The sequence below is a fragment of the Serratia sp. SCBI genome (assembly GCF_000747565.1).
Lineage (GTDB): Bacteria > Pseudomonadota > Gammaproteobacteria > Enterobacterales > Enterobacteriaceae > Serratia > Serratia ureilytica.
This window is the reverse complement of the sequence record NZ_CP003424.1, coordinates 2187115-2200832: the sequence shown is the minus strand read 5'-3', so window position 1 is coordinate 2200832 and position 13718 is coordinate 2187115. Positions and strand designations below refer to the sequence as shown.

The following is a 13718-nucleotide window of genomic DNA, read 5'->3' as shown; positions in this document are numbered from 1 at the left end:
AATCGTTTCCGTGGATTAACTGCCAATGTAAGGCCGCAAGCTTAACTAAACCTTAAGACGAGACTTGTCATCAGTGGGAGAACTGATAGGAAGGCGCCGTCATCATTAATTTAATTTAATTATGTAAATCAATTTCTTATATTTTTTAATAATTACTTACGTATTTTATTTTTGCCGAATCAAGCGTAGCACGTCATCGACGTTTTTCAAGAAAATCGATAAGAAAATGAGAGACCGCACAATATTCGCCGATCCTTACCCCGCTATTTATATTCACTGTGTTTAGTTTCCGTTTACGTTGCGCCCCGCCCACTGGGTTAATTAAGCCGTGCGGGTCATGATCCAACGCTGGTCCCCTACCCATTGCAGCTGGAAATCCACTTCATAAATCTGCGACAGCAGCGCGGGCGCCATCACTTCACGCGTGACGCCCTGCGCCACCAGCCGGCCGGCATGCAGCAACCAAACCCGATCGGCCTGCTGCAGGGTGTGATTCAGATCGTGCGCGCATACCAGCGCGCTGCGCCCGCTCTGGCAGAATTCGCGCAGCAGGCGATCCAGCGCGACTTTCTGCGCCACATCCAGGCTGTTGGTCGGCTCATCCAGCAACAACAGGCGGCTGTGCGGATTGACGCAGGGCCACACCTGCAGCAAGACCGCCGCCAGCCGCACCCGTTGCCATTCGCCTCCAGAAAGCTGCGTCAGCATGCGTGACAGCTTATCCACCAGCTTCAACCGCCGGCACAGATAGAGGATGGCGTGCTCCACATCGGTTTGCGCCGCCGCCGCAGGCCGGTGCAGCGCCAAATACTGAAACACCGGCATCAGCGACACCGGCGGCTGTTGCTGGCTGAGGTAACCGCGCCGGGATGCCAGTTCGCTCCCCGGATAATCGGACAGCGCGCGTCCGTCCAGACGAACCTCGCCCAGCCCCGGCAGCATGCCCGCCACCCGCGCCAGCAGAGTGCTCTTCCCGGCGCCGTTTGGGCCGATCAGGTGAACCTGCAACCCGCCGTCAATCTGTGCCGAAAAAGGCGCCAGGCGCCCCGCCACCCCAACCTCAACGAGTTGCAGCATCCGTCTTACCCTGCCAGCGCTTGTTTCACCGCCGCCACCAGCGCCGGATCTTCTGGCGTGGTGTCAGGCGAGAAGCGCTGGATCACCGTGCCGTCGCGCGCGATGAGGAATTTCTCGAAGTTCCACAAAATATCGCCGGCGTGCTTCGGCGCACGCCCTTTGCTGGTCATCCGCGCCAGGAACTCGCTGCCCTGCGGCGCGACAGCAGCCGGCTGCGCGGCAATCAGCGCCTGATACAGCGGATGGCGGTGTTCGCCGTTCACCTCAATCTTGGCGAACATCGGGAATTGCACGCCGAAAGTGCCGCGGCAAAACGCCAGGATCTCTTCGTTGCTGCCTGGCTCCTGCCCCAGGAACTCATTGGACGGGAACCCCAGCACTTCCAGCCCCCGATCGCGATAGGTTTCGTACAGCGCTTCCAGCCCTTCATATTGCTTTGTCAGGCCGCACTCCGAGGCCACGTTGACCACCAGCAGCACCTTGCCCTGATAGGCCCCCAGCGTGGTAGCCTGATTTTCGATGGTCTGTAACGGCAGGTTATAAATTGGATTGCTCATCGGTTGTCATCCTGTAGTTTTTTAATGGCAGGTGAATGAAGAAAACTACCTTACGCCTTTTGCCCGGGTCAGTAACCAGATAAATAGCGGCGCTCCCAGCGTAGCGGTCACCACGCCGATCGGCAGTTCGGCCGCCAGCAGCGCAACGCGGGCAATCACATCAGCCACCAGCAACACGCCGGCCCCCGCCAGTGCGCAGGCCGGCAACAGATAGCGTTGGTCGGTCAGGCCGGTGAGCCGCAAAATATGCGGGATCACCAGCCCGACGAAGCCGATCACCCCGGCGAGCGCCACGCTGACGCCCACCAGCCAGCCGATCGCCAGCACCAGCAGGTTGCGCCACAGATGCAGCGACAGCCCGAGCTGCCGCGCCTGCACCTCGCCCAGCGCCATCAGGTTAAGCGCTCGCCCCTGGCCGCACAGCCACAGCAGCACCGGCAACAGCGCCAACACCAGCCACTTTTGGCGCCAGTCGACGCCGCCGAAGCCCCCCATCATCCAGTACATCAACTGCCGCAGATCGAGACTGGTGCTGAAATAGACCGCCCAGGTCATCAGCGCGCTGCACACGATGCCCAGCGCCACTCCCACCAGCAACAACCGCGCATTGGTCAGGCGGCGCCGGCGAGCGAAGCCCAGCAGCAAGAACGTCATCGCCAGCGCGCCTGCTATCGCGGCGGCGCTCATCAGCGCTACCGGCAGCAGACCGTGACCCAGCAGCACCGTCAGCACCAGCGCAACGCCGGCGCCGTTCGCCACCCCCAGCAGGCCAGGTTCCGCCAACGGGTTTTCAAACAGCGCCTGCATCACTGCCCCGGCTACCGCCAGGGCGGCGCCGACCAACATCACCGCCAGCGCACGCGGCAATCGCAGTTGCCAGACGAACAGCTGCGCCCGATCGCTGAACCATTCTGACGGCCATATCCATCGATCGCCAGCGCAAAGGCTAAACAGCAATGCCAGCACCACGCCCAGCGCCAACAGAATGACCTGGCGTTTATCGCGGTAACGTTGATGTTGCAACAGTAAGGTGAAGGTACGGCTGGTTGGCATGGCGCGGCGATTCCCTGCCGGCCGCTGTCGTGGCCGGATAATTGACGTCTGAGTCAAATATTAGGGGGTTAACGCCGCAAGGGGAAGCCTTGCGTAAGCGATGGCACAGGAAAGCAGCGGCTGGCCCTGCCCGTCATCGCCAGGATGATGGCAAAACCAGCCGCCGATAAACTCAGGGGTTAACGATGCTGACCGGGGTTGCCCTGCGGATAGGGCCGGCCGCGGCCGTCATCGCGCCGGTCATGGTCGCCGCGATCGTCATGGCGGCCATCATGATCACGATTATCGCGATCGCCGTGGAAAGGATTGCCGCTGCGCGCCGGCTCGCGATGCTCATAGCCGTGCGGCGGCGAAGGCTGCCAGTGCCCGCCGTCCCAGTACAGGCCGCGCGCATTGCGCTCCCCCAAACCGCGGCCCTGGTGTGCATGCCACCATTGCGGGGGACGCCAGTCGTAGCCATCCCAGTAGTAGCCGCGGCGGTCCTGATCCCCCAAATGCAGGGAAACGCCCGGCACGTTGATATCGACGGAGACATCGGCCTGTGCCGCCAGCGGCAGCAACAGCGGAAAACACACCAGCAACAGGATCTTTTTCATTTTGCCTTCTCACTCTATTTTTCTTGCTGCAGTGGTTATATCAGTGCGCTTATTTAGCGACTATCTCACCGGTGCCTATTTTCAGATCGTTTTCGACGGCCTTACACAATCCCGACACTGTTTGCCGACGTCTTTAATTATTATTGCCTCTGCCAAGGCTTAACGAATAACTGACATCGCTTAAGCGGCGCGACAATGATAATTAAACGGATCCCCACCGGAGGATAATAAGATGATTAAACGACTCGGTATGCTGCTGGCCGTGGTCGCCCTGGCCTCAACCCTTAGCGCCTGTTGCTGGGGCCCTCACGGAGGCGGCGGCCACCGTGGCGATGGCCCTGGCCATTATTACGGCCGTTATTGAAGTGAGAAATAAAAGCCACGCATTACATTAAATAAGATATAAGAATATTCCGCAATTAAGGGCAATGATTTTCGCCGTGCCGACTTAACGGCTCAATGAAGTCATGTCTTATCGATTAGGAATAAACTGAATTTTGTCCCAGAAAAGAAAAAGGCCGCGCAAGCGGCCTTTTTTGATGTCACGTCACTCACCCTTTCGGGCTGGCGTTTTCTACCCGGCTTTTCAGCTTCTGCCCCGGACGGAAGGTCACCACGCGGCGCGCCGTAATCGGAATGTCTTCGCCGGTCTTCGGGTTACGCCCCGGACGTTGGTTCTTGTCACGCAGATCAAAGTTGCCAAAACCCGACAGTTTTACCTGTTCGCCATTCTCAAGGGCCCGACGGACCTCTTCAAAGAACAGTTCCACCAGGTCTTTGGCGTCCCGTTTGCTAAGCCCAAGCTTCTCAAACAGGTGTTCTGACATTTCAGCTTTAGTAAGCGCCATAGGTTCAATCCCTCAAGGATGCTTGGAATCGCTGTTTTAGAGCCTCTACGCATTTTGCAACGGTAGCGGCTATCTCCTCTTCTTCCAGTGTACGAGCGGTATCCTGCAATACCAGACTGATAGCCAGGCTCTTGTCACCTTCTGCCACGCCCTTGCCACGGTACACGTCAAACAAGTTTACGCCAACTACCTGATTTGCGCCAACTTTCTTACACTCGGCCAAAATATCTTCTGCGGGGACGTTTTCAGCCACCACAATGGCGATATCACGGCGGTTTGCCGGGAAGCGCGAAATCTCCCGCGCCTGAGGCACGGCGCGGCTCGCAAGCTTGTTCCACTCCAGTTCAAACACCACGGTGCGGCCGTTAAGATCCAGTTTACGTTCAAGTTCCGGGTGAACCACACCGATGAAACCAACGCGTTCGCCGTGCAAATAAATCGCCGCACTTTGCCCTGGATGCAGGGCCGGATTGGCTTCCGCCCGGAACTGAATTTCGGATAATTTACCGGTCAGCTCGAGGACAGACTCCAGATCCCCTTTTAAATCATAGAAGTCGACGGGCTTGCGCGCCAGATCCCAATGTTCATCGTGCGTATGGCCGGCGATCACGCCCGCCAGCATGACGTCCTGACGGATACCCAGATCTGCCGCACTATCAGGCACAAAGCGCAGGCCGCTTTCGAACAGGCGCAGGCGCGTCTGCTGACGGTTCTGGTTATACACCACCGCAGACAGCAGGCCGGTCCACAGCGACAGACGCATCGCCGACATTTCGACCGAAATCGGGCTTGGCAGGATCAGCGCTTCTTCATTCGGGTGCAGCAGCGCCTGCACTTTCGGATCGACGAAGCTGTAGGTGATCGCTTCCTGATAACCGTGATCGACCAGCATGGTCTTCACGCGCTTGAGCGTCAGATCGGCTTCGCGATGCTGGGTCATCACCAAATCGGCGCGCACCGGTACATCCGGAATGTTGTCGTAGCCGTAAACGCGCGCCACTTCTTCCACCAGATCCTCTTCGATCTCCATATCGAAACGCCAGCTCGGCGCGACCGCTTGCCAGCTGTCGCCCTGTTCGGTCACCTGGCAACCCAGGCGGCGCAGAATGTCGCTGACCTGCTCGCTCGGCACCACGTGGCCGATCAGGCGATCCAGCTTCTCGCGGCGCAGCGTGATGGTGGCGCGTTTCGGCAGTTCATTCTCGTGAGTCACGTCGATAATCGGGCCTGCCTGGCCGCCGCAGATGTCGAGCAGCAGGCGCGTGGCGCGCTCCATGGCTTTGTACTGCAGCGCCGGATCGACGCCGCGCTCATAGCGGTGAGAAGCATCGGTGTGCAGGCCGTGACGGCGCGCGCGACCGGTGATCGACAGCGGGCTGAAGAAAGCGCACTCCAGCAGCACGTCCTGGGTTTCGCCGTTGACGCCGGAATGCTCGCCGCCGAAGATACCGCCCATCGCCAATGCTTTTTGGTGATCGGCGATCACTAAGGTGTCGGCGTTCAGTTTGGCTTCGTTGCCGTCCAGCAGCGTCAAGGTTTCCCCTTCTTCCGCCATGCGCACCACGATGCCGCCGTCGATGCGACTCAGATCGAAAGCGTGCATCGGCTGGCCAAGTTCCAACAGCACATAGTTGGTGACGTCGACGACGGCATCGATAGAACGGATACCGCAACGACGCAGTTTTTCACGCATCCACAGCGGGCTTGGCGCCTTGACGTCGATACCTTTCACCACGCGGCCCAGATAACGCGGGCACGCCTGCGGCGCGTCAACGCGGATCGGCAGCGTGGCGTCAATCGTCGCGGGCACCGGGCTCATGTCCGGCTCGGTCAGCGCAACCTGGTTCAGTACGCCCACGTCACGCGCGACGCCGATGATGCCCAGGCAGTCGGCGCGGTTCGGGGTGACGCTGATCTCGATAGTGTTGTCGTTCAGTTTCAGATAGTCACGGATGTCGGTGCCGATCGGCGCATCCAGCGGCAGTTCGATAATGCCGTCATGATCGTCAGAAATGCCCAGTTCGGAGAACGAACACAGCATGCCTTCCGAAGGTTCGCCGCGCAGTTTGGCGGCCTTGATTTTGAAATCGCCCGGCAGCACCGCGCCTACGGTGGCGACCGCCACTTTCAGGCCGGTGCGGCAGTTCGGCGCGCCGCAGACGATGTCGAGCAAGCGATCGCCGCCCACGTTAACTTTAGTGACGCGCAGTTTATCGGCGTTCGGGTGCTGACCGCACTCGACAACCTCACCCACCACGACGCCGTTAAACGCGCCGGCAACCGGATCCACGCCGTCCACTTCCAAACCGGCCATGGTGATTTGATCGGATAATGCTTCGCTGCTGATGGCCGGGTTTACCCACTCGCGCAACCAGAGTTCACTGAATTTCATGTGATATTCCCGCCTTACTTAAACTGTTTGAGGAAACGCAGATCGTTTTCGAAGAATGCGCGCAGGTCAGTGACGCCGTAACGCAGCATCGTCAGGCGCTCCATGCCCATACCGAAGGCGAAGCCGGAGTAAACTTCCGGATCGATGCCCACGTTGCGCAGCACGTTCGGATGCACCATGCCGCAGCCCAGCACTTCCAGCCATTTACCGTTTTTACCCATCACGTCCACTTCGGCGGACGGCTCGGTGAACGGGAAGTAGGACGGACGGAAACGAACCTGCAGGTCTTCTTCAAAGAAGTTATTCAGGAAATCGTGCAGCGTGCCCTTCAGGTTGGTGAAACTGATGTCTTTATCAACGATCAGCCCTTCCATCTGGTGGAACATCGGGGTGTGAGTCTGATCGTAGTCGTTACGATAAACGCGGCCCGGCGCAATGATGCGGATCGGCGGCTGCTGGTTCTTCATGGTGCGGATCTGCACGCCGGAGGTCTGAGTGCGCAGCAGGCGCGTGGCGTCGAACCAGAAAGTATCGTGGTCGGCGCGCGCCGGGTGATGCCCTGGAATGTTCAGCGCGTCGAAGTTATGGTAATCGTCTTCAATCTCCGGGCCGGTAGCGACGGAGAAGCCCAGCTCGCCGAAGAAGGTTTCGATGCGGTCGATGGTACGGGTCACCGGGTGCAGGCCGCCGTTTTCCATGCGACGGCCCGGCAGGGAGACGTCGATGGTTTCAGCCGCCAGGCGCGCGTTCAGCGCGGCGCTTTCCAGCGCGTTCTTGCGCGCGTTCAGGGCGTCTTGCACCTCTTGCTTGGCCTGGTTGATCACCGCGCCGGCCGCCGGGCGGTCTTCCGCCGGTACGTCGCGCAGAGACTGCATCTGCAAGGTGAAATGACCTTTCTTGCCAAAATATTCGACGCGCACCAAATCTAACGCGGCAACATCCTGGGCATCTTCTACGGCTGCCTTGGCATTGGCAACCAGCTCTGCGAGATGTGGCATTGCTTTCCTCTTCCTCTGGCCGGGATGGCCCTAAGTAATTGTTATCTATTATTCGAACACGCCTTTGAGCAATCTTCAAAGACTTTTCAATGCGTTGCCGGCCAGGCGGCTCGCCTGCGCGGCGCAGGGCCGGCTGAGTACCCGCCGTTCTGACCGCAACGCTTTGCAAGGCGGGACGATGGCCAAAAACAAAAAAGCCTCCACGAGGGAGGCTTAGGCGCTACTTTTCGTTTCTTTTCTTACGCGCAAAGCCTCCTGAAATCAGGCGCTAAAGTAAAAAAAGAAACGAAAAATAGCTGCGTGCATAATTGCGGTACCTTGTCGATGATTGTCCACCAGTGATATAGCGGCGGGCAATGAAAGTCAATATTTGTCGCTGAAAACAAAGATTAAAAGAGGGAGCAAGCTCCCTCTTCTACTGACTTACGCCAGAGCTGCTTTCGCTTTCTCAACCAGTGCGCCGAAGGCCACTTTGTCGAAGACTGCGATGTCAGCCAGGATCTTACGGTCAATTTCGATCGAGGCTTTTTTCAGGCCGTTGATGAACTTGCTGTAAGACAGACCGTTCTGACGAGCAGCTGCGTTGATACGTGCAATCCACAGCTGACGGAACTGACGCTTACGTTGACGACGGTCACGGTAAGCATACTGACCTGCTTTGATTACTGCCTGGAAGGCAACACGATATACGCGCGAACGGGCACCGTAGTAGCCTTTCGCCTGCTTCATGATTTTCTTGTGACGTGCGCGTGCAATTACACCACGTTTTACGCGAGCCATATGCTCTCTCCTAAAGTCTTATTCTAAATTCAAAAAAAAATGGCTTATGCGTACGGCAGGCACGCGGTAACCAGGACCAGATCGTTTTTAGACACCATGCCTTTCGGACGCAGGTGACGTTTACGCTTGGTTGCTTTTTTGGTCAGAATATGACGCAGGTTGGCATGTTTACGCTTAAAACCACCGCTGCCGGTTTTTTTGAAGCGCTTGGCTGCACCACGTACAGTTTTAATCTTTGGCATTTTAATTAAATCCACTTCGCATTGTTAAACAACGAATCAGTTGGGCGAATAAAACCCACACAGCGCAAGCGCCGCGCGGGTTCCATTACTTGTAAGCCTTACTGTTTCTTCTTAGGAGCGAGCACCATAATCATCTGGCGGCCTTCGATCTTCGTAGGGAAGGACTCGACCACTGCCAGATCCATATCTTCACACAGGTCTTTACGGACGCGGTTAAGCACTTCCATGCCGATCTGCTGGTGCGCCATCTCACGCCCGCGGAAACGCAGGGTGATTTTGGCTTTATCGCCATCTTCCAGAAAGCGAATCAGGTTGCGTAGTTTGACCTGATAGTCGCCATCATCGGTGCCAGGACGGAATTTGATTTCCTTAACCTGGATAACTTTTTGCTTCTTCTTCTGTTCTTTCGTCGACTTGCTCTTCTCGTAGAGGAATTTGCCGTAATCCATGATTCGGCAAACTGGCGGTTCGGCATTTGGGCTGATTTCTACTAAATCAACGCCCGCTTCCTCAGCTTTTTCAAGAGCTTCATTCAGACTGACAATACCAATCTGCTCGCCATCGACGCCGGTTAGGCGAACTTCTTGCGCGCGAATTTCTCTGTTAATGCGATTAGGACGCGCCGGTTGAACTCGTTTTCCGCCTTTAATACTTTATTCCTCCAGTTGATGAAGACTACGGCTGCGAATCTCTTTCAGCAGCTTGTCTACGACTTCGTTTACGTCCAGGCTTCCCAAGTCTTTGCCACGGCGGGTACGAACGGCAACTTTGCCTGCTTCGACCTCTTTGTCACCGCACACCAACATGTAAGGGACTCGACGTAAAGTATGTTCGCGAATTTTAAAGCCAATCTTCTCATTTCTCAAGTCCGCTTTCACGCGAATACCTGCATCCTGCAGTTTTTTGGTCAATTGCTGGACGTAATCAGACTGGCTGTCGGTGATATTCATCACCACCACCTGCACCGGAGCGATCCAGGTCGGGTAGAACCCGGCATATTCTTCGGTAAGGATACCGATGAAGCGTTCCATGGAACCCAAAATGGCGCGGTGAATCATTACCGGCACGACGCGATCGTTGTTTTCGCCAACGTACGATGCGCCCAAACGGCCCGGCAAGAAGAAATCGAGCTGCACGGTACCACATTGCCATGCGCGATCCAAACAATCATGCAGGGTAAATTCAATTTTCGGTCCGTAGAAGGCGCCCTCGCCCGGCTGGTACTCGAACGGAATGCCGTTCTCGGTCAGCGCGGCGGCCAGGTCTTCTTCTGCACGGGTCCACATGTCGTCGGTGCCGATACGTTTTTCCGGACGCGTGGACAGCTTGACGGCGATCTTGTCGAAGCCGAAAGTGCCGTACACGTCATAGACCATGCGAATGCATTCGTTCACTTCGGCGCGCACCTGCTCTTCGGTACAGAAGATGTGGGCGTCATCCTGCGTGAAGCCGCGCACGCGCATCAGGCCGTGCAGGGAACCCGAAGGCTCGTTGCGGTGGCAGCTGCCGAATTCGCCCATGCGCAGCGGCAAATCGCGGTACGACTTCAGGCCCTGGTTGAAGATCTGCACGTGACCCGGGCAGTTCATCGGCTTGATGCAGTATTCGCGGTTTTCCGACGCGGTGGTGAACATGGCGTCTTTGTAGTTTTCCCAGTGGCCGGTTTTTTCCCACAGCACGCGGTCCATCATGAACGGACCTTTCACTTCCTGGTACTGATATTCTTTGAGCTTCATGCGCACGAAGGCTTCCAGCTCGCGGAAGATAGTCCAACCGTCGTTGTGCCAGAACACCATGCCCGGCGCTTCTTCCTGCATGTGATACAGGTCGAGCTGTTTGCCGATCTTGCGGTGATCGCGCTTGGCCGCTTCTTCCAGGCGTTGCAGGTAGGCGTTCAGCTGCTTCTTGTCTGCCCAGGCGGTACCGTAGATACGCTGCAGCATTTTGTTTTTGCTGTCGCCGCGCCAGTAAGCGCCGGAGGTTTTCTGCAGTTTGAAATGGTGGCAGAAACGCATGTTCGGCACGTGCGGACCGCGGCACATGTCGACGTATTCTTCGTGGTGATACAGGCCCGGACGATCGTCATGGCTGATGTTCTCATCCAGGATCGCCACTTTATAGATTTCGCCGCGCTCAGCGAAGGTGTCGCGGGCTTCTTGCCAGCTGACCTTCTTCTTGATGACGTCGTAATCCTTATCGGCCAACTCGTGCATCCGCTTTTCCAGCAGATCCAGGTCTTCCTGCGTCAGGGTGCGGTCGATATCCACGTCATAATAGAAACCGTTGTCGATCACCGGACCGATCGCCATTTTGGTATCCGGCCACAGCTGCTTGATCGCATGACCCAGCAGGTGCGCGCAGGAGTGGCGCATGATTTCCAGACCGTCTTCGTCTTTGATGGTGATGATGGCCAGCTGCGCATCTGATTCGATCAGATCGCCGGCGTCGACCAGCTCGCCGTTGACGCGGCCGGCGATACAGGCTTTCGCCAGGCCAGGGCCGATATCGCGCGCGACATCCATCGGGGAAACGGGGTGGTCGAAATGACGCTGACTTCCGTCAGGAAGGGTAATAACAGGCATTAATAATTCCTTATCTACAGTGGTGACCCACACGACAGATCACATGCAGTACGAAAATTGGATTTTGGGTTTGGTCAGCCAGGTTTCAGATCTCGCCCACAATTGCCAGATTGAAACCTCACTGGGTATACAGAATGGAACGCATACCTTCTCAGCCGCATTCGGCTAAGCGAATAGTATCACTAAAATTGTTCCGGATAAATAAAGCGCCGCCGCCCTCACGCTTTCGCTCTATCCGGCGCAAACACGCCTTTCAGGTAGCTAAGGGTGGCCAGCAGGCACAGGCCGTAGCCCAGCAGTTCGCATCCCTCTTCCACCATGTTTTTCACCACCCGGTTGTAACCGTCCAGCATCAGCGTTTGCCACAGCGCGCTCATGCCGAACAGGCGTGAAAACACCAGGATGCACAGCAGGCCGGCGCACATCATGCCGTAGCCAGGGTGCGACACGACATAGACCAGACCGCGCGCCGTAGCCGCAATATGCCTTGCGGCATGCCACAGACAGGCCAAGGCGACCGCCAGCGCGAACCACACCCAGGCGCCGTGCCACAACGCATCGAAAGCGAAGTCCATCTCGCGGATCAGCATGCAGAGAAAGAAGCCGCCAACCAGCAGCCAGGCGGAACGACGCTCGGCCTGTCGCCGAGCCGCGGCAAAGAAACCGCCGGAGATGGCGAGCAGCAACAGCTCCTGCGCCGCTTCGGTCAACGAAGTTTCATGCACGAAGTTATGCAGCCAGTGCACATCGATAAACACCAGGCCGACCAATGCCGCCATGAAGGCGGCGGAAAGCGCGAATGCGCCGATTTTCCCCAGTAAAATATGCAGTTCTTGTTTCATAATCACACTCATTATTATTTACAGCGCATCTATGGTATCCACCTGTTCTCAGGGATCGTGGCAATTGATGCCTAATGCCCTGCGCCGCGCGAAAGGTGGTCGTTAATTACGCCGAAACAATAAAAAACCCCGGCACCTGGGCCGGGGTGAGGCCAGTCTTTCCTGGCAGTCACTTCATCGTCGTCAGTATTCCAGGCTCTCATCCCTATATCATCGAGACGCGCAAAGGAGCCTGAAGATTACGCCTGCGCAGGTGATACCGCGATACGGCGGACATTGGTGTTAACGCCCCACAAGCCGGCCAACGCACTGACCACTGCGCCAATCAACAGCGCAAAGAACGACCACAATGCGGCCCGCGACAATTCGTCCGCAGCAGCGGCAGCCTGTTCGCGCGCCTTCTGTTTCAGCTCCACATACTCCTGTTTTGCCTGATTGATTTTTGCTTCGGCGTCATCCAAACGCTGATTAACCAGCTGCGCAGTTTTATTTTTGGCTTCGACCAAATTCTTCACCGTCTGGTCCACTTCCTGCGGCGTCATATCGGTATTTTCCGCCAAGGCCTTTTTCAGGGCGTCTTGATCCACATCTTTCGAGATGGCCTCACCCTGTTTTTTAAGCTTGGCGACCAGTTGATTAATAATGGCGTCGCTATTGTCAGGCTGAAGTGCCAGAGCTTTTACTGCGTCCGCCAAATCAGTTTTGGCCGCATTCAACTGCTGTTGCATGAATTCAGGCTGCAATGACGGGATACCGCTTTTTTTAAGCGCCGTAACCACATCGCCTTGCAGCTGTTCAGGTTCCAAGGTTGTGTCAATGCCCAACTTGTCAAACACTTTACCGCCGGCGTCCGCCAATCCGGATGCCCCTTTGCCAATCGCTGAACCGGCGCCGGAGAGCAAGCTGCCGGAGGTCGAAGCGATAGCGCCCAGCGCATTGCCGGTCGCCTTCACGGCAGACCCGACCAGCATCCCCCCCAGCACCGCCGCCACAATCAGTGAGGTCGCCCATACCAGGAAGCCATGAATAAGTCCGTCATTAGCAGCCAAACGCCCGGCAATAAAAGCGCCGGCGGCCAAACTAATAATGATTGAAACAGCGGACCAAATCACTACGGTGGTACCGGCGCCGTTTATCGGATCGTCTGATGTCGGATCCACGATGGAGAATCCAAGACTGGTGCCTAACGTCGACAGCAACAGTGAAACAGCCAATACGGTGATCACGCCGCCGATGACGCTGCCCCAGGAGATTTTTTTCGCCGCTACCCATTCTTTTGCCACTTCCATAGTAAAACTCCTTTTAAGTTTTCGATTATAAAGAAATGCCAGAAAGCCTTACCATTATAGACTCGCTTCATCAACCAGGCGGTTAAAGGGTGAAAACAGTTAAAAATAATTAATGATAATGACTTCAGACGTGCGTTTACTTTCAGCGGCGCTACGCTGACAGACCGCCTTAGCGTCACTATTCTTACGCTATCCACCAATGAACAAGGTCTTAGCGCACAACATGAACCGGTTACTCGCAGTCCTCGTCGTGCTATGCGCGGTATTAGCGACGCTGTATGGGCGAGTGCATTTTGGCGCACGTTCGGTGCCGCGCGCGATTGCGGTCAACGAGGCGCCGCTGGGGTGTGAGGATGAACCTGAGCTCGCCGGCGAGTGCGGCGATGACGAAGAGGCTCCCGCCGACGAATTTCGCCGACCGGCGACGCTGAACGCCCGGGCCGACGGTTAATTAACGTTACG

The 13718-nt window shown here is 56.7% G+C and carries 15 protein-coding genes and 1 other annotated feature; of the genes, 1 reads left to right on the top strand and 14 read right to left on the bottom strand.

Annotated elements, in window-relative coordinates:
• Nucleotides 1–321: 321 nt before the first annotated feature.
• The 14 genes from btuD to SERRSCBI_RS10255 all read right to left on the bottom strand — a co-directional run bounded on the left by btuD (nt 322) and on the right by SERRSCBI_RS10255 (nt 13256).
• A complete protein-coding gene (gene btuD / locus SERRSCBI_RS10315) occupies nt 322–1077 on the bottom strand; it encodes a vitamin B12 ABC transporter ATP-binding protein BtuD (RefSeq protein WP_042784351.1) in 756 nt (251 codons plus the stop codon).
• Nucleotides 1078–1082: 5 nt separating this feature from the next.
• Nucleotides 1083–1634, bottom strand: coding sequence for a glutathione peroxidase (locus tag SERRSCBI_RS10310; protein ID WP_033642881.1), 552 nt, complete (start codon nt 1632–1634; stop codon nt 1083–1085).
• Nucleotides 1635–1679: 45 nt separating this feature from the next.
• Entirely contained in the window at nt 1680–2687 is a 1008-nt protein-coding gene (gene btuC / locus SERRSCBI_RS10305; protein ID WP_033652456.1) for a vitamin B12 ABC transporter permease BtuC, read from the bottom strand.
• A gap of 179 nt (nt 2688–2866) precedes the next feature.
• Complete coding sequence (locus SERRSCBI_RS10300; protein WP_042784350.1) at nt 2867–3283, bottom strand: DUF2502 domain-containing protein; 417 nt, start codon at nt 3281–3283, stop codon at nt 2867–2869.
• 551 nt (nt 3284–3834) lie between these two features.
• Nucleotides 3835–4131 (bottom strand): integration host factor subunit alpha, encoded by a 297-nt coding sequence (gene ihfA / locus SERRSCBI_RS10295; protein ID WP_004931414.1) that lies wholly within the window; start codon nt 4129–4131, stop codon nt 3835–3837.
• A gap of 4 nt (nt 4132–4135) precedes the next feature.
• Nucleotides 4136–6523 (bottom strand): phenylalanine--tRNA ligase subunit beta, encoded by a 2388-nt coding sequence (gene pheT, locus SERRSCBI_RS10290; RefSeq protein ID WP_033652458.1) that lies wholly within the window; start codon nt 6521–6523, stop codon nt 4136–4138.
• 14 nt (nt 6524–6537) lie between these two features.
• On the bottom strand, nt 6538–7521 hold the full coding sequence (gene pheS / locus SERRSCBI_RS10285) for a phenylalanine--tRNA ligase subunit alpha (RefSeq protein ID WP_004931416.1): 984 nt from the start codon (nt 7519–7521) through the stop codon (nt 6538–6540).
• Between the two features lie 187 nt (nt 7522–7708).
• Nucleotides 7709–7831: a sequence feature (Phe leader region), on the bottom strand.
• Nucleotides 7783–7827 (bottom strand): pheST operon leader peptide PheM, encoded by a 45-nt coding sequence (pheM, locus tag SERRSCBI_RS24915; protein WP_121626058.1) that lies wholly within the window; start codon nt 7825–7827, stop codon nt 7783–7785. It overlaps the preceding feature by 45 nt.
• A gap of 113 nt (nt 7832–7944) precedes the next feature.
• Nucleotides 7945–8301 carry a 50S ribosomal protein L20 gene (gene rplT / locus SERRSCBI_RS10280; RefSeq protein ID WP_004931417.1) on the bottom strand — a complete coding sequence of 119 codons (357 nt, stop codon included), beginning with the start codon at nt 8299–8301 and terminating at the stop codon, nt 7945–7947.
• A 44-nt stretch (nt 8302–8345) separates the two neighbouring features.
• Nucleotides 8346–8543 carry a 50S ribosomal protein L35 gene (rpmI, locus tag SERRSCBI_RS10275; protein ID WP_004931418.1) on the bottom strand — a complete coding sequence of 66 codons (198 nt, stop codon included), beginning with the start codon at nt 8541–8543 and terminating at the stop codon, nt 8346–8348.
• A 98-nt stretch (nt 8544–8641) separates the two neighbouring features.
• On the bottom strand, nt 8642–9193 hold the full coding sequence (infC, locus tag SERRSCBI_RS24080) for a translation initiation factor IF-3 (protein ID WP_048233542.1): 552 nt from the start codon (nt 9191–9193) through the stop codon (nt 8642–8644).
• 3 nt (nt 9194–9196) lie between these two features.
• Nucleotides 9197–11125: a threonine--tRNA ligase gene (gene thrS, locus SERRSCBI_RS10265; protein WP_025159696.1), complete on the bottom strand. Its 1929-nt coding sequence runs from the start codon at nt 11123–11125 to the stop codon at nt 9197–9199.
• Nucleotides 11126–11343: 218 nt separating this feature from the next.
• Complete coding sequence (locus tag SERRSCBI_RS10260) at nt 11344–11967, bottom strand: hypothetical protein (RefSeq protein ID WP_033642877.1); 624 nt, start codon at nt 11965–11967, stop codon at nt 11344–11346.
• 239 nt (nt 11968–12206) lie between these two features.
• Nucleotides 12207–13256 carry a hypothetical protein gene (locus SERRSCBI_RS10255; RefSeq protein WP_042784349.1) on the bottom strand — a complete coding sequence of 350 codons (1050 nt, stop codon included), beginning with the start codon at nt 13254–13256 and terminating at the stop codon, nt 12207–12209.
• A 199-nt stretch (nt 13257–13455) separates the two neighbouring features.
• On the opposite strand from SERRSCBI_RS10255, the gene SERRSCBI_RS10250 reads away from it, so the two are divergent.
• The gene (locus SERRSCBI_RS10250; protein WP_154231732.1) at nt 13456–13707 is read left to right on the top strand and encodes a hypothetical protein; all 252 of its coding nucleotides are present in this window, start codon (nt 13456–13458) and stop codon (nt 13705–13707) included.
• Nucleotides 13708–13718: the final 11 nt, after the last annotated feature.

Bases quoted from the DNA above. Each gene is read 5' to 3' on its own strand.
- btuD (WP_042784351.1), bottom strand. From the start codon at position 1,077: ATGCTGCAACTCGTTGAGGTTGGGGTGGCGGGGCGCCTGGCGCCTTTT.
- SERRSCBI_RS10310 (WP_033642881.1), bottom strand. From the start codon at position 1,634: ATGAGCAATCCAATTTATAACCTGCCGTTACAGACCATCGAAAATCAG.
- btuC (WP_033652456.1), bottom strand. From the start codon at position 2,687: ATGCCAACCAGCCGTACCTTCACCTTACTGTTGCAACATCAACGTTAC.
- SERRSCBI_RS10300 (WP_042784350.1), bottom strand. From the start codon at position 3,283: ATGAAAAAGATCCTGTTGCTGGTGTGTTTTCCGCTGTTGCTGCCGCTG.
- ihfA (WP_004931414.1), bottom strand. From the start codon at position 4,131: ATGGCGCTTACTAAAGCTGAAATGTCAGAACACCTGTTTGAGAAGCTT.
- pheT (WP_033652458.1), bottom strand. From the start codon at position 6,523: ATGAAATTCAGTGAACTCTGGTTGCGCGAGTGGGTAAACCCGGCCATC.
- pheS (WP_004931416.1), bottom strand. From the start codon at position 7,521: ATGCCACATCTCGCAGAGCTGGTTGCCAATGCCAAGGCAGCCGTAGAA.
- rplT (WP_004931417.1), bottom strand. From the start codon at position 8,301: ATGGCTCGCGTAAAACGTGGTGTAATTGCACGCGCACGTCACAAGAAA.
- rpmI (WP_004931418.1), bottom strand. From the start codon at position 8,543: ATGCCAAAGATTAAAACTGTACGTGGTGCAGCCAAGCGCTTCAAAAAA.
- thrS (WP_025159696.1), bottom strand. From the start codon at position 11,125: ATGCCTGTTATTACCCTTCCTGACGGAAGTCAGCGTCATTTCGACCAC.
- SERRSCBI_RS10260 (WP_033642877.1), bottom strand. From the start codon at position 11,967: ATGAAACAAGAACTGCATATTTTACTGGGGAAAATCGGCGCATTCGCG.
- SERRSCBI_RS10255 (WP_042784349.1), bottom strand. From the start codon at position 13,256: ATGGAAGTGGCAAAAGAATGGGTAGCGGCGAAAAAAATCTCCTGGGGC.
- SERRSCBI_RS10250 (WP_154231732.1), top strand. From the start codon at position 13,456: ATGAACAAGGTCTTAGCGCACAACATGAACCGGTTACTCGCAGTCCTC.